The organism is Legionella stuttgartensis (genome assembly GCF_977063405.2).
In genome coordinates this window covers 530,101-551,615 of sequence record NZ_CDRUHA020000071.1, presented here as the reverse complement: position 1 = coordinate 551,615, position 21,515 = coordinate 530,101, and the positions used below count along the sequence as shown (strand labels likewise).

Here is a 21,515-nt window from a genome sequence, read left to right as displayed (position 1 = left end):
AAACAAAATTATGGCTCTCAATCAGAGAGTTCGCAAGAGCTAGTTTATTTAATAAATTGTAGGAGAAGATAATATTATGCCATCTAAAGAAAAATTACGACAAAAGAAAATTGACAACTTACAATACGCGGCTTTGACTTTAATCAAGCAGATCGATAAAAAGCTGGGGGATGAACATGCTGAAAAAGAAGGAGTTTTTCGTGTTTCTGCATATACGGATCCACAACGTAAGGCCATAGTCGCTGAAATAGAACAAGGAACATTTAAGTTCTCAGAACTGACTTTACTTCAGCAAGCGCAAATACTTAAAAGCATTCTAGGCTCATTACAAAACCATAACCATTCCTTGTTTAGTTCTACTCAATTCGAGACTCTAAATAGCGCTAAAAAGAAGGACGATTATCACGAAACTATAAAATATATATTAAAAGAAACCTCAGAGGCTACTCAAAAAATCGCTTTTTGCTTGTTAACGATGTTAAACAAGGTTGCAAAAAATCAAAAAACTCGGATGCCAGCTTCAAATTTGGGTACAGTGATTGGACCTAATCTATTTCCAATGATCGATACGATGGTTGAGGATTCCATAAATACTTTCAAAAAACAAAATGAAATTTGTTGCGATCTCATTACGAACGCTCCCAGTTTTCCCCCACTGAAGCTTACTTTACTGGGCACGCATTATGAAGCGCAAATAAAAAATATCTCCGAAAATAGAACTCATTTTTTCAAGCTGACTGGTGACCGATTAGGTGATGCTTACAAAGGTTTTGAAGGGGATTTATTAAAAAGCCGAATTCTCCTGAATTTTAAAAAGCAACTTGAAAATGCGACTTTAGAGAATTTGGATGATGAAGTAGCAAAATTAATAGATAAGCCTGAATATAATGTTCTTGCTACAAGTCAAGGACTTGCAACCTGGATTTTTGGACGAGAGACATCCTCTGTAAAAGCTTTTAGAGAAATGGTTGCTGAACGAAGAAGCGATCTGGAGTTTGATAGCGCCTTGAAAATGAAATAAAACTTGTTTTGTTTTTTTGTTCAAGTACTATTCTTTTATTAAAGTGTAGCGTGAGTGGCGTAGCAGCACTGCCAGAGAAGCATAATGTTTATCATCTCCGCGAATGCGGAGATCTATTTTTAGAGTGGTTCAGAACCGCATCGAAATAGATTCTCACCTGACAGATGTCTTGAATGACTTAATGGTAGAGAAGCAGCAGAAACGAGAATTATGAAGTTGAAAGGTTTCAAGGTTCAGCTATGCTTCACCCAGGCTACATAAATATTAACCCAATGTGTTGTTGACCTATGCTTGATGTGATTAATCTTGATTTTGATTATCAAGATCAACCTTTATTAAATAAAGTGGCTTTTCATTTACCGTCAGGGGGCTTAATTCATTTACGGGGGCGAAATGGCGCAGGCAAGACGACCTTATTGAAATTAATCGCTGGTTTATATCATCCGCATCAGGGTGAAATTCAATTTCAAGGACAAAATATAGACCATGACAGAGCGTCTTATCAACGCCAGGTATGTTTTGTTGGCCACAAAACAGGAATTAATCCTAATTTAACTTTAAAAGAAAATTGTTTTTTTGATCTTCATTATAGTTCTTCATCGTCACGTTCCATCAAGCATGATGAGTTGAGTAATTTAGACGAATTTGCTTCGATTTTTAAACTGGAACATCATCTGGATATCCCTTGTGGCTTATTATCCGCAGGACAGCGTAGACAAGCTGGGTTGCTACGTTTGTGGTTCGCTGATGTTAAATTGTGGTTGCTTGATGAGCCTTTAGTTGCACTAGATGATAAGGCGATTACTCGGATTATGGATAAAATAGCAGCCCATCGAAAAAAGGGTGGTTCCGTTTTATTGACTTCGCACCAGCAATTACCACTCAGTCCCTCTGATTATGAGGAGTATTGTTTGTGATTTCATCGTTTTCTTTATTTACCAAACAATGCAAACGCGAGTTGTTGATTCAAGTACGACAAATTCGTTTTTTAATAAACTCATGCTTATTTTTATTAATTTTCCTTTTTATGTTTCCTCTAACTGTGAAGCCAGAAGTTGTTTTGCTTAGGACTATAGCACCTGGTTTGGTTTGGATGGCAATACTTCTATCTTTATTGCTCTCGGCAGAGCGCTTGTTTCAACAAGATTATGAGCATGGGGTAATTGAACAATGGATTGTTTCTGGTCAGTCGTTACCTTTACTCGTTGGTGCAAAGGTTATTGCGCATTGGTTATTTAATTTGCTGCCGTTACTTATTTTATGCCCCTTAATCGCTTTATTGTTTTCATTAAATGTCTGGGAAACAGAAGTACTTGCGCTGACTATTATTTGCGGAACTCCTGCGTTACTCTTTCTTTGTGCCTTGGCCGCTGCTTTTGGTGTTGGGGTCAATCAAAAAGGTCTTTTGATGGCTTTGATTTTATTGCCATTAACCTTACCTTTATTAATTTTTGGAAGTGGAACTTTAAATATTGCCATGCAAGGGTTACCAATTAGTGCCTATTTGGCCTTGTTATTAGCAATATCTGTAGTTGCTACAGGTTTTTTACCTTACGCAATAGCCGGTGTGATGCGCATCAGTCACGTTGAGTAGTTTATTTTTATTCTTATTTTTTGGACTGTTTTGCTGAATCTTGAGAAAGAGAAACAGATCCTAAATGTTTGCGAATAGGTGGATACGTGATAAAATCCGGTTCTTTTGATTTCAATTGTTCCTATGTGGAAATTATTATACCAACTGGCATCGCCTAAGTTATTTTATCGTTTTACTGGACGCCTCATTCCAAGCTTGGCAGTGGGGGCTTTAGTTACGTTACTTGTTGGTATTGTTTGGGGATTGGCATTTACGCCGCCTGACTATCAACAAGGTGATGCATTCCGTATTATCTATGTGCATGTGCCCAGTGCGTTTTTGTCGATGATGCTATACGCTTGGATGGGGTTTTTAGCGGTATTACTTTTGGTTTGGCGTATTAAGATAGCAGGTCTTTTAATTAATATTGTGGCTCAAATTGGTCTTAGTATGGCTTTTCTTGCGCTGGTAACCGGAAGTATTTGGGGAAAACCCATGTGGGGCGCGTGGTGGGTTTGGGATGCTCGTTTAACTTCTGAATTGATCCTCTTATTGCTTTATGCTGCGATTTTAGCGACTCACTATGCTATAAAAAACAAAGAAGATGGGGATAAGATCATTGCTATCTTAACTTTAGTTGGAATTCTTGACTTACCAATTATTCATTATTCTGTTTATTGGTGGAACACTCTCCATCAGGGGTCTACCTTGTCGGTTTTTGCTAAACCTAAAATTGATGGAAGCATGTTATATCCTTTATTGTTGACCATTGCTGGATTTTTTTTATATTGTCTGTGGATTATTTTAGAAAAAGCTCGGCAAGAATTATTGATTAGGGAAAAAAGACAATCCTGGGTCAAGATTCAATTTGAAGGGGACGTTAAATGAATCAATTTTTAGAATGGTTGGCAATGGGGGGATATTCCATTTATGTCTGGCCCGCTTATGGTTTAGTTTGTGTTGTTTTAGTCATGAATTTATTAGGTATGAAATGGAAAGGAAAACAAACACGCCAAAAATTACAACAATGGTTTAAGCGATAAAAATGACTCCAATACGCAGACGCAAGATAATGATTTTAGTATTTACCCTGTCTATTTTATCCATTGCAGCTGCGTTGGTTTTATATGCTCTAAGGCAAAATATTAGCTTGTTTTATACTCCAACCCAAGTTGTAGCTGGTGAAGCGCCACACCAACATAATATTCGGGTAGGTGGAATGGTTGAGAAAAGTTCCATTACCCGTTCGAAAAAAAGTTTGGATGTAACGTTTAGGATAACCGATTTTGATCAAACAATTACCGTAACTTATAAGGGAATTCTTCCTGATTTGTTTCGAGAGGGGCAGGGGGTAGTTGCTGAAGGGCAGCTGATTGACAATCAACATTTTCGTGCCTCACAAGTATTGGCGAAACATGACGCAAATTATATGCCGCCGGAAGTGAAAGCCGCTTTATCTAAAAAGGTACACTCATGATTGCAGAATTAGGGGTTTTTTCTTTAATTTTGGCTTTGCTTTCATCCGTAATGCTTGCCTTAATACCGCTTGCAGGGCTGCAATTAAAACGCAGTAATTGGATGGAGGCTGCACGCACCTATGCAGTCAGTCAGTTTGTTTTTATTGGCTTGTCTTATTTTTTCCTCACCCTTTGTTTTTTAAAGAATGATTTTTCAGTAATTTATGTACTTAGTAACTCCAGTATTTCCTTACCTTGGTTTTACAAACTCTGCGCTGTTTGGGGCGGGCATGAAGGTTCTATGTTGTTATGGGTCTGCATTCTTAGTTTTTGGATGTTACTTGTAGCTTTTTGCAGTACGGGTCTCGACAAGGAGATGCGTACGCGTGTTTTAGTCGTTCTTGGTTGGTTAAGTATCGGTTTTATTCTGTTTTTACTCACTACTTCCAATCCTTTTTTACGTCAATTTCAAGTTTTAGATACTCAAGGTCGTGACTTGAACCCTTTATTACAAGATCCAGGGTTTTTATTTCATCCACCAATGTTGTATATGGGGTATGTCGGTTTTTCTGTTGCTTTTGCTTTTGCTATTGCAGCACTATGGGCTGGCAAGGTAGAAACAAGTTGGTCCAAATGGACTAGGCCATGGACCTTAGCTGCCTGGTGTTGTTTAACTGCGGGGATTACTTTAGGAAGTTGGTGGGCCTATCGTGAATTAGGCTGGGGAGGATGGTGGTTTTGGGATCCGGTAGAAAATGCTTCTTTTATGCCTTGGCTAGTTGGAACTGCTTTACTGCATTCTTTGGCAGTGACTGAGCAGCGTCAACAATTTAAAGCATGGACTATGTTGTTGGCAATTGCAGCTTTTTCTTTAAGCTTAATAGGTACTTTTCTTGTACGTTCCGGGGTTCTTACTTCGGTTCATGCATTTGCCGTAGATCCACAGCGTGGATTATATATTTTAGGCTTTTTAATATTCGTTATTGGCGGCTCTTTGTTATTGTTTCTTTTCAGAGCACAAAATTTGCACTCAGGCAGCCACCCTAGTCCTTTTTCACGAGAAAGTGCTTTGTTATTAAATAACGTTTTTTTAGTGGTAATTATGCTTACTGTTTTAATGGGAACAGTATATCCCTTGCTTGTTGAAGGTTTGGGGCTGGGTAAATTATCTGTAGGCGCTCCTTATTTTAATGCGGTTTTTGTTCCGTTGATGGTTCCTATGCTGTTATTAATGGGAATAGGTATCCATTTAAGATGGAACAGTGATCGTTGGCGTGATGTGCTAAAAAAACTTTGGAAAACGGCATTTCTTAGTTTTTTACTTCCTTTTGTATTATTACTTACTTCTTCCAGACAATTGAACATTTCTGCCTTTATGGGATTGATCCTTGCTTTTTGGGTGATTTTAAGTACCGTTCAGGCGGCCTATAGAAGAATTTATGAGCGTGGTTTATTCCAAGTAGGGCAGGCTTACTGGGGGATGATATTGGCGCATTTAGGAGTAGCTACTACAGTAATCGGTATTGCGGTTTCAACTGCTTATGGTGTGCAAGATGATGTACAAATGGAGCCCGGAAAAAAAGTCGATTTGCAAGGTTATTCTATTGAGTTTGTACAGCAAGAGCCATTATCTGGCCCCAACTATAAAGGAACCAAGGCACAATTCAAAATAGATTATCATGGTAAAACGAAGATGATTTATCCTGAGAAAAGGTTATATACAATAGGTCAAATGCCTATGACTGAATCAGCAATTGATGTGACACCTTTTAGAGACATTTACATTGCCCTGGGTGAACCATTAACCAATGATTCATGGTCGGTAAGACTTTATTTTAAGCCTTTAATTCGCTGGATTTGGGCGGGTGGATTTATGATTTTGGCCGGTGGCTTTTTGGCATTGACTGACAGAAGATATTATCGAAAAAGACAGACAGCAGTAGTTGGAGTCCAGGAGTTAAACGCATGAAAAAAATAGGATGGAAGCTTATTCCAATTACTCTTTTTGTGCTGCTTTGTGTTTTCCTTTGGCGTGGTTTGTCTCTAAATCCACACGAGTTGCCTTCTGTTCAGCTGGGGAAGTCATTGCCTGAGTTTAGTCTACCCCAATTGCATGCTCCGAACACGTTTTTTAATTCCAATCAATTACGCGATCAGGTGATTTTGTTAAATGTGTGGGCCAGTTGGTGTTCGGCCTGCATTGATGAGCAAGTTTTTATGTTGCAACTGGCACGCGAAGGAATACCAATTTATGGGTTAAATTATAAAGACAAAGCGCCTGATGCACTTCGATGGCTAGAGCAATGGGGAAATCCCTATAAACTTATTATCCAAGATCAAGATGGGAAGGTTGCGATCGATTTAGGAGTTTATGGCGCACCAGAGACTTTTTTGATTGATAAAAAAGGAATAATTCGTTATCGGCATGCAGGAGTTATGACTCAAGAGGTGTGGTTAAAAGAGGTTTCGCCTTTGATCAAACAGTTGGAGCAGACTTCATGAGAATAGGCCTTATCTTTTTTGGATTTTTACTTTTTTTATGTTCATCCGTTTGGGCAAACAGCACTTATCCCTTGGATTCGGCTCAAAAAGAAGCTCAGTTTAACCATCTACTCAAGGATTTGCGTTGCCTGGTTTGTCAAAATCAAGATTTGGCGGATTCTAATGCTGAATTAGCAAAAGACTTGCGTGCTCAAGTGTATCAAATGGTTAAACAAGGAAAGAGTGATAGTGAAATCAGTGATTATCTTACTGCTCGTTATGGAGACTTTATCCTATTTAAACCTCCTGTTAAGGCGGTGACATTTTTACTATGGTTTGGGCCTATTTTATTTTTATTATTAGGATTTCTTATTTTCTGGCAGGCGTGTTTTAAAACTCGAGAGAAGAAGTACACTTCCGTTGAACTAGGTTAGTGAGTCATGGAGTGAATGTCTTAAACCTAGATTATATTTAAAATTAGTGAGTTTCTTATGAATGAATGGTGGTTATTAGGGGCATTAGCAGGTCTAACAGGTTTAGCTTGCATATTCATAATTTATCCATTCAGACGTCATTTTATCGCCAGTTTGTTGTTGGTTCCGAGTATTTTTTTAGCAGCATTTATAGGATATTTTTCTTGGGGCGGTTTTGGGGGCTGGCTAGAGCACGTCCATCATTTGAATTCCCAAGAACAAGCTAAAAAAATGCTGGAGTCCGTTAAAAGTCCGCAAGAATTAATCGATAAATTACGGGCAAAATTGGATGATACTCCCAAAAGTGCCAAAGGATGGTATCTTTTGGGGCGTTTGTACAGTAGCCAAAATAAACGAAAAAATGCAGTAGATGCTTTTGCTAAAGCATATCAATTTAATCCTAATGATGAACAGTACGCTGTCAATTATGCACATAGCCTATGGGTTCTGAGTAATCAGCAATTTACCGAACAAATTACAGAGATATTTAAACGGTTATTAAAAAATAATCCAAATCAGCCTGATGCATTAGCCATGCTTGCTATGGATGCATTTGTGAGTCATGCGTATGAGGATGCAATAAGCTATTGGCAACGCTTGTTAAAGCTGGCTCCAGAACAATCCGAAGAAGCCAATGCAATTCGGAAAGCTATTGCTAAAGCTGAAGAGCATATTAGATTAAGAGATAAAAATCAGAATTGATTGGTACAGTCCAGTGGAAGTGAATATTCGTTCGTTTGAGGTAATGAAGCAACGTGCCTAAAATGAGGCACGTTGATTTGAGACAAGATTCAAGAATCTTGGGCTTTTAAATGAGTCGTGAGGGCTGAATACTATGGTTATCGAAACTCTCAGACTGATCTTGTTTTGAAAGGAAAAATCCTGGTTTTAACCCTGCGAAAGTAGGTTTTGCTGCTTTCGTTTTAGTTGCAGTAGCAACATCTCTATCTTGCTTTGTGGCAAGATCTTTTTTAGGAATAGTATTCGCATCATGATATGCTTTGACGAAGCTTGTATGTTCATCCTCTGAAATAATGGAATATTTCTGTAATATATCTAAAATGCTATCTAATTTACGTTCATCAATGGATATTGCAAATTGAGCATGATAATGGTTATCATCCATTTGAAAACCATCTTGATGATATAAATAATGATCTAAATCGTCGCGATGTACAAAACGATAAACACCTAACTCATTGGCGCGCTCCATAAAGAAGGTATCAACTTCAGCACTAACGCAATCCATCTTAGAGAACAATAGAAGAAAAAGTAAGCTTAATTCATCTTTTACAGGTGGAAGCTTTTGCAGATCTGGTTTGGGATAAACAGTCAAGGTATTGTCGTATAAACTAAGATTAACTTTTTTGCATAAGTGGGTAAAAGCCTTAGGCATATAAAACTCCTAATTGATGGATTGTTGTGACTTAAAACTGGGCTATAAGTTTATTATATAAACATTAAGGTTTTATTAAGAAAAGTTTAGGGCTGAGTAAATAGCATACAATTCATTGGAATTTCATACACTCCAACTCAAGATAGAATTACAAAGAATGGATATTTTAATAATATTTTCTTTACGATAAGAAACACGTTCTATTTGTAATGCAATTAATTTTAAATCTGCTAGTCTATAAATAGGCATCAGAATTATAAGGAGAAAATGATGTATAAGAGGGTATTATTTGCTACTGACTTTGACGAGGTTGGTATTATAGCAGCCCATAAAGCAAAAAAAATTGCTGATGAGAATGGCGCTGATTTGATATTAGTTCATGTCGTAGAGCCCATTCCTGCATATGCTTATCCTGGTTTTGCCGGATTTGCTGAGGTTGAATTATCTATTCGTGAGCAAGCCGAAAAAGAGCTTAATGAATTAGCTGAAAAGTTGGGTGTGGATGCAAAACACCGATTTATCGAGTTTGGTTCCACCAAGAATGAGATTTTAAGAGTCGCAAACGAGCGACATATCGATTTAATTGTTACGGGAAGTCATGGAAAGCACGGGCTTTCATTATTATTAGGCTCAACGGCAAACTCTATTTTGCATGGAGCTCAATGTGATGTTTTGATTGTCCGCTCGATTCATCCAGAAAAATCATAAGAATGCCCCAGGGAAACAAAGCGAATGCAGAGGATAATCATTTAACACTTAGCTTACGCTTTGTTTCCCCTGAGTCTGCAATGACCTCTAATAGATTATTCAATCTTCTAATTATTTCTCAACCGGGCAGAAAACAAGTATACTACTAGGTTTCGAGTTACACGATTGAATTATTATGAAATTGTTGCGCGGGATTCAACATTTTTCTGCTTTTGATAAAGGAGTGGTGGCTACTATTGGTAATTTTGATGGCGTACATTTAGGTCATCAAAATCTTATTAGGACTTTAAGAAAAAAAGCTAATGACTTAAAGTTGCCTTTAGTCCTTATTCTATTTGAACCACAACCAAGAGAATATTTTCAACAGGAGAAAGCACCTGCTCGACTCTCCAGTTTAAGAGAAAAATTAGATGCTTTACGCGCATGCCAGATTGATTATATATACTGTTTAAAATTTGATAGTATATTAGCGCAAACATCAGCGGCTGATTTTGTCCGTACTTATTTATTTTCTACACTCAATGTGAAATATCTGCTCATAGGGGAAGATTTTCGTTTTGGTAAAAATAGAGAAGGTGATGTGAGCTTATTGAAAAAACTTAGCTCGGAATTTGCTTGTGATGTGAATATCTATTCAAATTTTTGTATTAATGAAAATCGAATCAGCTCAACGCGAATTAGAACAGCATTACAACATGGCGAGCTAGATACGGCCTCTAAATATCTGGGTAGACCTTATAATATTTGTGGGCGTGTATTACATGGAGATGGACGAGGACGTCAGTGGGGGATTCCTACAGCGAATCTGGCTCTTCATCGAACTTCGCTACCTTTAAAAGGGGTATTTGCAGTCCAGGTTCGAATTGCTAACAAAATAATATATGGTGTTGCTAATGTTGGGCGCCGTCCTACCGTGGATGGCAGCAAGAATATTTTGGAAGTGCATTTATTCGATTTTGATCAGTCAATATATGGTGAATTATTGCAGGTCTTTTTCTTGCACAAATTACGTGATGAGGTTAAATTCACTTCGGTGGATGCTTTAATTGCACAGATTTATGATGATATTGCGGTGGCGAAAGAATTCCTCAAGAATTGTAATGAAATTACCTCTATATCAAAGCTAGGTGTAGATTTGGGTGCAGATTGAATAAAAACATTTGGAAGGGCTGGGATGATGTGCGGTCTTTCAAAATATTTTTCACATAATATGCACCAAATGCGAGCTATATCCTGATACGGGGTGAGTAGTCACCAAAAGTTTAACGATTTTGCAGAGCGAACTCTTATGGCAGAATACAAAGATACATTAAATCTTCCTAATACTTCATTTCCGATGAAGGCAAGCCTAGCTACTCGAGAGCCTGAGGTTTTGGCTGATTGGCAGGCAAAAAAAATATATGAAAAAATCCGTAAAGCCCGCACTGGAAGTAAGCGCTTCATTCTGCATGATGGTCCTCCTTATGCGAATGGTCACTTACACTGCGGTCATGCGTTAAATAAGATTCTTAAAGACATTATCGTTAAATCAAAATCACTCAGTGGATATGATGCACCCTTTGTTCCTGGATGGGACTGTCACGGGTTACCGATTGAGCTTAATGTAGAGAAAAAAATAGGCCGAGTTGGTGATAAGGTATCTGCTCGAGAGTTTCGTACCAAATGTCGTGAATATGCTGCGAGCCAAATTGATATTCAGCGCGATGAATTTCAAAGACTTGGAGTTTTTGGCGATTGGTATAATCCTTATGTCACAATGGATTTTCGTTATGAAGCCAATATTGTTCGTGCATTGGGCCTAATCATCAAAAATGGTCATTTGCAACAAGGTTTTAAACCAGTACATTGGTGTATTGATTGTGGTTCTGCTTTAGCTGAGGCAGAAGTTGATTACGATGAGAAAACCTCTTCATCGATTGATGTCGCTTTTTTTGCAGTAAATCCCGAAGAATTTATTCATTTGTTTCAAGTAAAGGCAGAATTAAAACCACTGGGTCTTCCTATTTGGACAACGACTCCATGGAGTTTACCTGCTAATGAAGCGGTATGTTTGCATCCCGCAATTGACTATTCTTTAGTAGATACGGGCGATGCATATTGGATACTTGCTACTGATTTGGTTGAATCGGCGATGGCTCGTTATGGGATGACGCAATATACCATTCGTGGCTCGGTAAAAGGAAAGGTATTTGAACATTTGAAATTGAAACATCCTTTTTATAATCGCTTTGTTCCTGTGGTATTAGGTGAGCATGTAACTACTGAGTCCGGTACTGGATGCGTACATACCGCGCCTGCTCATGGACCAGACGATTACTTAGTTGGTAAGGCATATAATTTGCCTTTGATTAATCCAGTTAAAGGAAATGGTTGTTTTGCTGATGATGTTGAACTATTCGCAGGTCTTTCTGTATTAAAGGCTAATGATACTATTTTGGGTGTTTTATCTGAAAAAGGCGTCCTTTTAGCTAAAGAAAATATTAGACATAGTTATCCTCATTGCTGGCGTCATAAATCACCGATGATTTTCTTGGCTACGCCTCAATGGTTTATTTCTATGGATAAAAGCCAATTAAGAGAACATATCGTTAAAGAAATTGATAAAGTAACTTGGGTTCCTGATTGGGGTAAGGCTCGTATTAGCAATATGGTTGAAAACAGACCTGATTGGTGTATATCAAGACAAAGAGCATGGGGCACTCCTATGCCTTTATTTGTACATAGCGCGACGCGTGAATTGCATCCTAATACACTTGAGCTTATTGAAAAAGTTGCTTTACTTATTGAGAAAGCAGGGATCGATGCCTGGTTCGAAATGGATGTAAAAGAGTTACTTGGGGATGATGCTGAGTTTTATGAGAAAATTAATGATACCATGGATGTTTGGTTTGACTCAGGTGTAACCCATTTTGCTGTTTTGAAACAAAATGAAGCTTTGGCTTTCCCAGCAGATATTTATTTTGAGGGCTCAGATCAACATCGCGGTTGGTTCAATTCTTCATTAACCACTTCCGTAGCCATGTATGGTGTTGCTCCTTATAAAACCGTGTTAACTCATGGCTATACCGTGGATGCTGAAGGTAAGAAGCTTTCTAAATCTAAAGGAAACTATGTTGCTTTAGATAAATTAGTCAATCAACATGGTGCTGATATTTTACGTTTATGGGTAGCCTCTACGGATTATCGACATGAAGTGAGCATTTCAGATGAAATTATTAAAAGAAATGCAGATGCTTATCGCAGAATTCGTAATACAGCTCGCTTTTTACTAGCAAATTTATTTGATTTTGATCCAACAAAGGATTGTGTACACGATAAAGATCTTTTGGAGTTGGACAAATGGGCATTAAAGCGAACTCAGCTCTTACAAGAAGAAATTATAGAAGCCTATGAAGGCTATCAATTCCATATTATTTACCAGAAAATTCACAATTTCTGTGCAGTAGATATGGGAAGCTTTTATCTGGATTTAATTAAGGATAGACAATATACCACTGCAAAAGAAAGCAAAGCCCGACGTTCCTGTCAAACTGCAATGTATCACATCATTAGGGCCTTCACTCTTTGGTTAGCTCCTATATTATCCTTCACAGCCGAGGAGATAGGGCGCTATATACCTGGTTATAATCAAGAATCAGTCTTTACTGAACTTTGGTATGATGCTTGGCCAAATATTGATGATGTGAATATGACGGATTGGGATGAGCTGCATTTAATCCGTGATGAAGTAAATAAGGCTTTGGAAGAAACACGTCAAAAAGGAGAAATCGGTTCTGCATTAGCTGCAGAGGTAACTTTATATGCGGACAACAAAGTCTTACCTAAACTGACTCGTTTAGGCGAGGAGTTGCGCTTTTTATTAATTACATCAGATGCAGCTGTACACCCCATGAGTTCAGCTCCTTCCGGTCTGCCTACTACGGCATATGGTGTCTCGATTGCTGTTTCAGCAAGTACGTATGAAAAATGTGCTCGTTGCTGGCATAGACGGCCTGATGTTGGGCAAGATATGCAACATCCTGAGCTCTGTTTACGTTGTGTTGGTAATATCAGTGGACAAGAGGAAGAGAGACAATTTATATGAAAAAATGGCCATGGTTTATTCTGAGTCTTCTAGTAGTTATTAGTGATCAAGCGAGTAAATACTTAGTGGAGTTTTTTTTAACTCCTTATAAACCATTAGCAGTTTTTCCAATGTTTAATTTTACTTTGGCTTATAACTCTGGCGCAGCTTTTAGTTTTTTAAGCGGCGCCGGAGATTGGCATCGATGGTTTTTTGCCGGCTTCAGTTTAATAGTGAGTGGTATCCTTGCTATCTGGTTATATCGTACTGAAAGTCAGGCTAAGCTACTTTTGGCAGGAATCAGTCTTATTTTAGGCGGAGCAATAGGTAATTTGTTTGATAGAGCATATCATGGGTATGTTATTGATTTTATTGATGTCTATTATAAGCACCACCATTTTGCTACTTTTAACATAGCAGATAGTGCGATTTGTATTGGGGCTGCATTTTTTATTTTGGATTTATTGATTAATAAAAATAATTAATTAGATTCTAAGCAGGCTTTGTTTGTATTGGTATTTCTTCGAAGTGTTCTTCACTTAACACTTCTTGTGCTTCTTCTTTTAGCTTCTTAAAATAAGTTGAAATTTCTTTTTCTTTTTGAGGTTCATCGCTGATGCCTAATACCTCTTTCATTTTATTCAAACGAATTTCAAGGGATTCCTCATTTAGCGCTTCTTTTAACTCGTTAAACATTATTTTGTAAGATGATGAAAAAAAGGATAATAGGGTATGACCTAGGGTATTTTCTTTGGTGTGAATGAATTTTGACACCAATTCAATGGCACTCGATTGTTGAAGATTCAATGCTTTGGCCATTTGATTAAGGCTTAATTGGAGCCCCAATATATTAGACTGAGCTCGAGCTACTGAGTGCTCCAAAGTGGCGATTTTTTTGGCTGCTGGTAAGTCAGGGGGTAAAGGTTGAGATGTAAGACTTATTGTATTACTGGCTTCATTTAGGAATAATCTAAAAGTTTCTTCTACATCAGTACAATCCACAAGTTTCTTCAATAGTTCTATTTTTTCCTGAATGTTTTTAAGCGATTGAATCATTTTCTTCTGTTTTTCTAAACTCTTATTCAATTGCTCAATATCGCTATTTATCTTTGCCAATGCATTTGTCGATTTATGACCTATAACATCAGCAAGCTCTTCTTCTAAGACATCCATTTTGGTCTTTTTTAATTCCGCTAAATTTTTTAATTCATCCTCTATGCTGTGTATAAGTTGAGTAGGTCGTTCTGAATCTACAATTGATTTTTGCGCTTCAATTTGTGCGTGTATTACTTGTAGCGGTTTAATCGCTGCATCGCTTTTGCTACGCAACAACTCCAAAGAAATCATATTACTCGGAACCCCTCCAATAAATTGGGGTAGGCCCCAACTCCCTGTCCATAATATTGAGATGGCTTGTTCGCGATATGAGCCATGTTGGTATTTAAAATATTCGTTCCATCCAGGACGCTCATTTTCGGGAACATCAAGGTCGTTCAAAAGTTGATTAAATTTTGTTTGGGTATCATATTGTTTCCAAAATTCACTCATTGGGTCTTTGCTGCTTGCCGATGGTGGATCCTTTAATAATTGTTGCAATTGAGTTATTCGCGCAAATTGTGCTTGTGGGAAGGTCCGTATATTTTGCTGAATTTGCTCTTGTTTCTTTTTTAAGTGTTCTAATTGTTCTTTGAATTGTCGATATAAAATTTCTTCTTTAGGAGCCAATTCTTTTAGGGGATCAATTACTTGAATTGAAGGGGGCTTTTTAATGTCTAATTTGTTTTTTAATTCATTGAATTTATCAATCAGCTGAACTTTTATGATTCCCATTTCATCTTTAAATTTTTTAGGCGCTAGAGGTGAGCTGGATAATTTTTCTTCAAGGGAGAATACCGAAGCGTAAAGTGCCAATAGAACATCATGTTTGGTTCGCTCACCTTGATTGATGTCATATTTTTGAATCCAGCCTTTCATTCCATTTAGAATATTATTTATTGCTTCTTCATTAAGTGTTAATCCAAATCCTATTGAACCAAATTCATTGACCCAGCCATTACTGAAACCAGATAAAAGCATATCAATGGAAGCGATTTCTGGATGATCTTTAGGTAAATCTTGTTTTCTTTCGATTGCTAATGCTGCTAAAGTAAAAATTAAAGTCCAACTACGTTTTTTACCACTGTTATTTTCAATTTTGGCAGACATACCTCCGGTTTTTTCTTTCATTTCTTTGGCAATATGATCTAATTGTTGGGCTAGAGGAATTGCTTTACATTGGTTAATAAAATCAACAAGCGATGTTTTTATTCCTTGTTTGTATTTATCAAATGCAGGATCAATTTTAGTTTTTCCCTTATAGGTAGAAAGAGTCGCTATTGTTTGATCTAATATAACTTCAGTAAGCATAGTAGAAGCCTATAATCACAGTGATTCTCCTAATTATAGGCTTGATAACATTAAGGAAAGATTAGCTATAAGTATCTTACTTAAGATTTAAAAACTAAAATTATGCCAAAATACTTGTAGTGAGCGCATCCAGCTGTTTTGTATCAGGATTATGTATACTCACCGCTGCTACTGAGGGTAAATTAAGAAAATGTTCTGCTTCTTCCCATTCAATTTCAGCTGGGAATAGTTTTAAGTGAGGAAGACATTTATTTAAAAGCGTACAAAAAGCTAAGTCAGCGGGGAAAGGGCGGACGTGTGCAAACCCCAGACTCATCACTGCCATTGCTTCAGAAATTGTAGCAACCCCAGGTAAGTAATTGAATGAGTAAACATTGGCTGTTTGTGCAATTGCTGGCAAGTAACCAGGACTGGTAGCAAAATGTACCCCTGCCTGATAGCAGTTTTCGAGTTGTTGTGTATCAATCACACCACCGGCACCGATTTTAAGAGAAGGACAACGTTCGACTGCTTGGGATAATAATTTTTGATCTGTTGAATTAATTTCAACTAAATCGAAACCGGCTGCTTTAATTTGTTCTAACCGTTCAAACAAAAAATTGTCTACATCCAGTGATATAATTACAGATTGCTTTCCCAGTAACTTATCTAAGATCATAGTGAGTCCTACAGTGATGTATTTTTTTAGTAAACTTTGGTTAAGTCACAAAGTTTAATGTTAGAAGAGTTAGTGTGTGTTGGCAAGTATATTTGTGAATCTTATTTTAAGAAATTAGGGATATTGATTAGTTTCCCGGAAGGTGATTCACTTTATTTAAAAAAGTACCCGAGAGTTCTGACAAATGTACTCGGGTATCTTTTTCTATGATAAAGTTTTAGGCACTTGGTGTAGTATTAAATGGTGAAATAGGTGTCTGTTCCCGTTGTGCTACTGGACTTTCTTCTGAAGTGACATTAGGTTTATAGGCCTCTTCGAATTTGGCCATATGTTTCAAGAAACCATTCATCGCTACCTCTGGAACGGGTGCTCTTCGTAACATACCCATAAGTTTTTGCTTTAGCGCTTCTGGGCTAAATTTGTCCATTTCATTTTTTTTGTCCTCTGACATATTTTTCTTAGCTTCTTTCTTAGCTTCATCCGTAAGAAATTTATCTAAATCTTTTTGGACACTGGGATCCTGTATTGTTTGAACTTTAGAAAACAAACTGCCCCAAGTAGGTTTGGGGCCATTACTTATAGTTTGTACAAACGCAGCAGCATTAAAAATCTGTGGTGATGGCGTGGGCGCTGAGGACATCTTAGGTGATTGTGTTGGGTTTGGCATAGGAGTGATGCCAAGACCAATGTTTTGAGTTGTAATTGTTGATCCTGGCGACTGCATAGGTACATCAGGGGTGGCTTTCAGGGCTTGTTCTGCATTGCTGCGAGCAGCTTGCATTAAATTAATTTGGTTTTGTACCATTAATTTTTCAGCTTTGTTTTTTGCAATAAGTGATGAGTTATGATCTAATTCTTCATGTCTTACATCTTTTACTACATCTTTTACAACTTTAATGTCTCTTTTGGCCAGTTGGAAATCTTCTTTTGCTTGATTTAGAGCTTGGGTATCCATTGATTTTAAATCTTGACCCGCTTTCAGAAGGTAGTAATTTCCATTTTCATCGCGTTCAACTTTTTGTCCTTTAGAAAGAACAAAGGCGGCATCTTTATAGGTAACAGGGACGCCATTGGCATCCTTAGTATTCCCGTTAATATCAGCAAATACTTTTGGATCTTCATTTTTTTTGCTGGATCGGGTCGCTAGTATATCTTCTAAACTTGCTATTTTTAAACTTAAAGTATTGAGGTGATTTCCTAATCTCTGAACTTCTTTATCTGTTACACCGTGTTCCATCATCTTGTCTGCGGTTTCGTCCGCTTCTTTTTGGAGTGTTTTAATCTGTTCTTTGATTTGCGCGTCTGTTTCTACTTCAAAACGTGCTGCATTAAAGTCTTCTAAGCCTTTATCATAAGTATCATATTTTTCAGTAATCATTTGCCGATCAGCTTCTAACTTTTTTGAACGGTCTGTAAGAGCTGCGTGATCGTTTTGTAGTTTCGCTATAGATTTAGTGTACCCATCGATAGTATCTTTAGTGGCTTGGTTAGGCTCAGTAGCGGTTTTTTTAGGTGTACTTGGCTCGTTAGATTTACGAGTTTGCTCCTGCTGCATTTGAATTATTTCCTGTCGTGCTTTTTCGGATTCTTCTTCTTCTCCAAGTAACCAATGAAATATTAAAGCCCTCTTACGTTCTTGCAACAAAATTTGTTCGTATATTTGCAGTTGCTGCTCTTCCTCAAAAACTCTTTCTCGCATTAATTCAGCTCCAATTTCATGCGTTACAGTTTCTCCTGCTGGTGATAATAAGAAGATTTTTATATCGTTAGGATTTCTCAAACCAAAATTACTTAGATCTATTGTAGAAGGATTAGCATCAAGTTCCTCATTTGAAGACGAAGAAAATCTCAGCTGTTGTGCTTCTTGTTTTGAATAAATAGACTCGTCAAGCTCTTTAAAAATCAAATTATCTTGAGAAACGATGGGTTCTAAGGTTTCTTTTAATTGCGTCATATGTACATATCCTCATTCCACATCTTAATTTAATTATATACAAGATTGGTCAATAAATCAGCATGAATTGCAAGCTAATGCTTTGATAAGCATGCTACATACTATAGTTAATTATTTCTTCTTGGGAAGAAGTTTTTGCCCTACTTTTCGAATTTTTTACTGCCAATATAGGAGGATGGTGAGTAATAGGTTCATGATTTTTTTCTTTTAATGGTGAATCATTTCCGTTGTCTAGGAGCGTTTGTAATAGGCAATGACTCTTTGAATGCGGGATTAATTCGTAACGTCTCGGATCACTTGAATAATATTCCGCATCATTCAAAGTAGTATGTGATTTTAGATCTTCCTCTGCAAATGCCCAATAATATAAATCGCCGCGTTGACTTTCTATAAACGATAATAAGGTTTGTTTTAATGCACTCGCTTGATTATCGATCCAATTGCAAATCGAAGTGACCCCTTTTGCACTAGTGCTAAACAAAAATCCAAAAGAATGATCCCAGACTTCGCCAATTGCGCTGATAATACTTCCTACAGAATAGGCAAGAATACGTGTTATAGGATCCAAGATAGTAAGTGCTATGCGAGCAGAGAAAGAAATAAAATCCAAAATGGGTAATATAATCAGGTTTTTTATTAATTGTAATAATGGAATGCATAGAGCACGAACCATATTAATACAGAGATTGACCAATGGATTATCAGAAAAATGGTCAAGCGGCCAGGTGAAACCATAAAGTGGTGATAATCTAAAATTGGAGATTAAATTCTCTGAATGTGGTCTTGCTGAAAAGAAAAGGAATAATTCTCCTATAGCACTGATATTTCCAAGAATAGCAAGTATTTTAGTCAGTAGATTTGTAACGCCACGAAATGGGACATGAATAAAAAGAGCGCTGACTTCGATAATTGGAATGGTGAGGAGCGCTAAAATAAAATCAGCAGAGGCTGCAAGAATTTGTTTACTGACGCTCTTAAGAAGAACTCCACTTTTTTGCCAACCTCTAAGAAATCCTTCATGAAATCCATAATGATAGCTTTCAAAAAAAGGAGCGATACATAGCTTTCCTAAAGTAACAAAGCCTTTACACAACCACTTACAGGTACCCAGGAACCAATCATCACCAGGATGCATAATTGTATCATAAATTGCTGCGCCTCCTTTTCCACCTAAAGCGGCATAATTGGTGTAAGGAAAATCCCCCATTTCACGTCCCAAGGAGGGAATTGCTTTAGTTAATCCATAACCGAGGCTAAGTGCTAATGAAGCGATAATCGCAATTTCTGCCGGATCTTCTTTGAGTATATTGAACGCTTCAACAAAGAATTTATCCAAATTTCCACCTGCTACGACGCTTTGCCAGTACGTCATTGATGCAGAAATCGCTTCAGAGATTGTTCCATGACTCATCCAGTGAGCCAGTTTTTGTGTTGGTTCAATCCCCGCAATTAAACCATGTAAGTGCAATTTAGTTAAAATTGATTTAAGGAACTCGGGAGCAAGTACTGCTCCACCGCCGTATGCATAGGCAGCCATTGCTAAAGTCCCGATCAACGGATTTTGCTCGCTTACGTCAATGAAAAAACTGGCTATATGGCGTATTATTTCTAAGGTTCGATGAAGCGGATTATCATAAGCATGGTGACTTGGTGGGTGATTGGGGCGAGCAATAATGTAAGGGCTATTGCTAATTTGCTCTTTAATAAATTCTTCTAAAGTTTGGCCATTAGCTAAAAGTCCTTTATTTTCCAATGCTGAGCTTAGTGAATTTCTTGCTTTGTTGTTTTTGCTTTTTAGTTCTTTAAGCTTATCTAATTTTGGGATGTGTGTGTCGTGTATATGGCTGAAAAAATCATCACGCAGATCATGGATAATAAAGTGATGCATGCTTTTATAGAACTTATAGAAAAACTGAGGTATACGTGAAATAAACGCATTAAGCTTGAGACTAACACGTTCTGGTAAGTAGAGATGACGTTTACTGATTTGTCCTAAGGTATATAAATCTTGTCCCTCTGGCAAAGGGTAGAAGAGCCCCTCATGAACAAAATAGCGTAATTGCATTATTTTGTTTTCCTGTCTGATTAGGATAAGCTCTTCCTCAGCAATAATGGCCCAACTACCATGTGGCAGTTTACTGATCCTTTTTTTTGCTTTTTTTGTGGTATCAGCAAATATTGGTGGGCTGGTACTGTTAATGAATTGGCGTATTAGAGTGGGTAAATCGGGGTAACCTTTTTGTGGAAATCCTTGTAGCCTATAGTAGGGAGTAATCTTTGTTATCGTTAAGCCATCTAATCGTTGCACTATTTCTGTTTTGTGTTCTGGTTTCTTATCAATTGCCAGATAATTGATCCAATCATGGCCATCTCGCCACAATTTATTAAAAAAAGCTGCAAGTTGTGCAAATCGATTTGCAGGGATATTGCTCAAGGTTCCAGCTGGGGATAATTTGTAATAGCTACAAATGACTTTAAATGCATCATCCAAATCTTTAGTGTTATGTCCTATATGAAGCTCGCTATCCCAGACAAGGCATGGTTGTTTTGCTTCATGATTTTTTACGATATGCCTGAAATCCATTTGATCTTGTCGTGACACAGAATAGACACGATTAAAAGAATAATGTTGTGCTGTTTTATGGGCTTCGTAAAGAAAGTTTCCCAAAGTGCCTTCGGATACCAGAGGAGAAGTTGCTAACAAGCGATTTTGATCGGAATAGTGGCCAATAATTTTAATCACTTGTTTTCTTAATGCCTCATGACCTTTATGATCTTGACTGGTTAATCGTCGCTCTTCTTTTAATAATTTTTTTAAAGAATCAATGCATTCATTAGCAAACTTCAATTTTTGTTCTTGTGTCGAAGTTAGCGGCTGGCTATAGCTTCCTGAGCGTATGCGGTAGCGATGAACTTTACTAATAACATTCGCTACTAATGAAGACGATCGATCACCTGGAAGTAGTTGAATCACCTCCGGTTTATACGTAAATAACATAAGCTGCACTGTTTTTTTATCATGATTAGCGATTAAGCGCAGTCTGTCTCCTCCTGGAAGAAGGTATTCCATATTGTAATGACCGTATACTACTGTTCCGGCTTCGTTACTGAATGGACTCCCTGTTATGGTGGGCAGTGCTTGATGACTAGAGGGGGTAATGGCTAAGGGAACGATAAGTTGAGTGCGGCCTTTTGATGTTACAAAATAAGACATTGGAACTATCCTTTGTTCACATACTGCACAGGATACTTGGTTTTTTAATGAAATATCAAGTAGAAATGCTACAATTCTGGAAATTTTATGGTGTCACTGATAAAATGTTTT

19 protein-coding genes are annotated in these 21,515 nt (G+C 37.5%); 14 read left to right on the top strand and 5 right to left on the bottom strand.

Annotation, left to right across the window (positions count from 1 at the left end; genetic code table 11):
* Positions 1 to 76 precede the first annotated feature (76 nt).
* From ACWTEW_RS27020 to ACWTEW_RS26975, 10 genes are all read left to right on the top strand, one after another.
* Entirely contained in the window at positions 77 to 1,021 is a 945-nt protein-coding gene (locus tag ACWTEW_RS27020; protein WP_454781177.1) for a RhoGAP domain-containing protein, read from the top strand.
* 287 nt (positions 1,022 to 1,308) lie between these two features.
* Complete coding sequence (gene ccmA, locus ACWTEW_RS27015) at positions 1,309 to 1,938, top strand: heme ABC exporter ATP-binding protein CcmA (protein ID WP_454781176.1); 630 nt, start codon at positions 1,309 to 1,311, stop codon at positions 1,936 to 1,938.
* A complete protein-coding gene (gene ccmB / locus ACWTEW_RS27010) occupies positions 1,935 to 2,615 on the top strand; it encodes a heme exporter protein CcmB (RefSeq protein WP_454781175.1) in 681 nt (226 codons plus the stop codon). The genes ccmA and ccmB overlap by 4 nt, the downstream gene beginning before the upstream one ends.
* A gap of 123 nt (positions 2,616 to 2,738) precedes the next feature.
* Positions 2,739 to 3,482, top strand: a complete 744-nt coding sequence (ccmC, locus tag ACWTEW_RS27005; RefSeq protein ID WP_454781174.1) for a heme ABC transporter permease CcmC — start codon at positions 2,739 to 2,741, stop codon at positions 3,480 to 3,482.
* Positions 3,479 to 3,637, top strand: coding sequence for a heme exporter protein CcmD (ccmD, locus tag ACWTEW_RS27000; protein WP_058468303.1), 159 nt, complete (start codon positions 3,479 to 3,481; stop codon positions 3,635 to 3,637). The genes ccmC and ccmD overlap by 4 nt, the downstream gene beginning before the upstream one ends.
* 2 nt (positions 3,638 to 3,639) lie before the next feature.
* The gene (gene ccmE / locus ACWTEW_RS26995; RefSeq protein ID WP_454781173.1) at positions 3,640 to 4,071 is read left to right on the top strand and encodes a cytochrome c maturation protein CcmE; all 432 of its coding nucleotides are present in this window, start codon (positions 3,640 to 3,642) and stop codon (positions 4,069 to 4,071) included.
* Positions 4,068 to 6,020, top strand: a complete 1,953-nt coding sequence (locus ACWTEW_RS26990) for a heme lyase CcmF/NrfE family subunit (RefSeq protein WP_454781172.1) — start codon at positions 4,068 to 4,070, stop codon at positions 6,018 to 6,020. The genes ccmE and ACWTEW_RS26990 overlap by 4 nt, the downstream gene beginning before the upstream one ends.
* A complete protein-coding gene (locus tag ACWTEW_RS26985; RefSeq protein WP_454781171.1) occupies positions 6,017 to 6,553 on the top strand; it encodes a DsbE family thiol:disulfide interchange protein in 537 nt (178 codons plus the stop codon). Before ACWTEW_RS26990 ends, ACWTEW_RS26985 begins: the two co-directional genes overlap by 4 nt.
* Entirely contained in the window at positions 6,550 to 6,966 is a 417-nt protein-coding gene (locus ACWTEW_RS26980; protein ID WP_454781170.1) for a cytochrome c-type biogenesis protein, read from the top strand. Before ACWTEW_RS26985 ends, ACWTEW_RS26980 begins: the two co-directional genes overlap by 4 nt.
* A gap of 57 nt (positions 6,967 to 7,023) precedes the next feature.
* The gene (locus ACWTEW_RS26975) at positions 7,024 to 7,707 is read left to right on the top strand and encodes a tetratricopeptide repeat protein (RefSeq protein ID WP_454781169.1); all 684 of its coding nucleotides are present in this window, start codon (positions 7,024 to 7,026) and stop codon (positions 7,705 to 7,707) included.
* A gap of 106 nt (positions 7,708 to 7,813) precedes the next feature.
* Here ACWTEW_RS26975 and ACWTEW_RS26970 read toward each other — a convergent pair whose 3' ends face one another.
* Positions 7,814 to 8,401, bottom strand: coding sequence for a hypothetical protein (locus ACWTEW_RS26970; protein WP_454781168.1), 588 nt, complete (start codon positions 8,399 to 8,401; stop codon positions 7,814 to 7,816).
* Positions 8,402 to 8,671: 270 nt separating this feature from the next.
* Between ACWTEW_RS26970 and ACWTEW_RS26965 the strand changes: the two genes are divergently transcribed.
* The 4 genes from ACWTEW_RS26965 (at position 8,672) to lspA (ending at position 13,657) form a co-directional block, all read left to right on the top strand.
* Positions 8,672 to 9,109 carry a universal stress protein gene (locus ACWTEW_RS26965; protein WP_454781281.1) on the top strand — a complete coding sequence of 146 codons (438 nt, stop codon included), beginning with the start codon at positions 8,672 to 8,674 and terminating at the stop codon, positions 9,107 to 9,109.
* 175 nt (positions 9,110 to 9,284) lie between these two features.
* A complete protein-coding gene (gene ribF, locus ACWTEW_RS26960) occupies positions 9,285 to 10,259 on the top strand; it encodes a bifunctional riboflavin kinase/FAD synthetase (protein ID WP_454781167.1) in 975 nt (324 codons plus the stop codon).
* A gap of 138 nt (positions 10,260 to 10,397) precedes the next feature.
* Positions 10,398 to 13,193, top strand: coding sequence for an isoleucine--tRNA ligase (gene ileS, locus ACWTEW_RS26955; RefSeq protein WP_454781166.1), 2,796 nt, complete (start codon positions 10,398 to 10,400; stop codon positions 13,191 to 13,193).
* Positions 13,190 to 13,657 carry a signal peptidase II gene (gene lspA, locus ACWTEW_RS26950; protein ID WP_454781165.1) on the top strand — a complete coding sequence of 156 codons (468 nt, stop codon included), beginning with the start codon at positions 13,190 to 13,192 and terminating at the stop codon, positions 13,655 to 13,657. Before ileS ends, lspA begins: the two co-directional genes overlap by 4 nt.
* A 7-nt stretch (positions 13,658 to 13,664) precedes the next feature.
* Here the strand turns inward: lspA and ACWTEW_RS26945 are convergent, their stop codons facing one another.
* From ACWTEW_RS26945 to ACWTEW_RS26930, 4 genes are all read right to left on the bottom strand, one after another.
* Positions 13,665 to 15,578, bottom strand: coding sequence for a hypothetical protein (locus ACWTEW_RS26945; RefSeq protein WP_454781164.1), 1,914 nt, complete (start codon positions 15,576 to 15,578; stop codon positions 13,665 to 13,667).
* A 100-nt stretch (positions 15,579 to 15,678) separates the two neighbouring features.
* Positions 15,679 to 16,236 (bottom strand): bifunctional 4-hydroxy-2-oxoglutarate aldolase/2-dehydro-3-deoxy-phosphogluconate aldolase, encoded by a 558-nt coding sequence (locus ACWTEW_RS26940; protein WP_454781163.1) that lies wholly within the window; start codon positions 16,234 to 16,236, stop codon positions 15,679 to 15,681.
* A gap of 217 nt (positions 16,237 to 16,453) precedes the next feature.
* Positions 16,454 to 18,190: a coiled coil protein gene (locus tag ACWTEW_RS26935; protein WP_454781162.1), complete on the bottom strand. Its 1,737-nt coding sequence runs from the start codon at positions 18,188 to 18,190 to the stop codon at positions 16,454 to 16,456.
* A 94-nt stretch (positions 18,191 to 18,284) separates the two neighbouring features.
* Positions 18,285 to 21,404 (bottom strand): hypothetical protein, encoded by a 3,120-nt coding sequence (locus tag ACWTEW_RS26930; protein WP_454781161.1) that lies wholly within the window; start codon positions 21,402 to 21,404, stop codon positions 18,285 to 18,287.
* Positions 21,405 to 21,515: the final 111 nt, after the last annotated feature.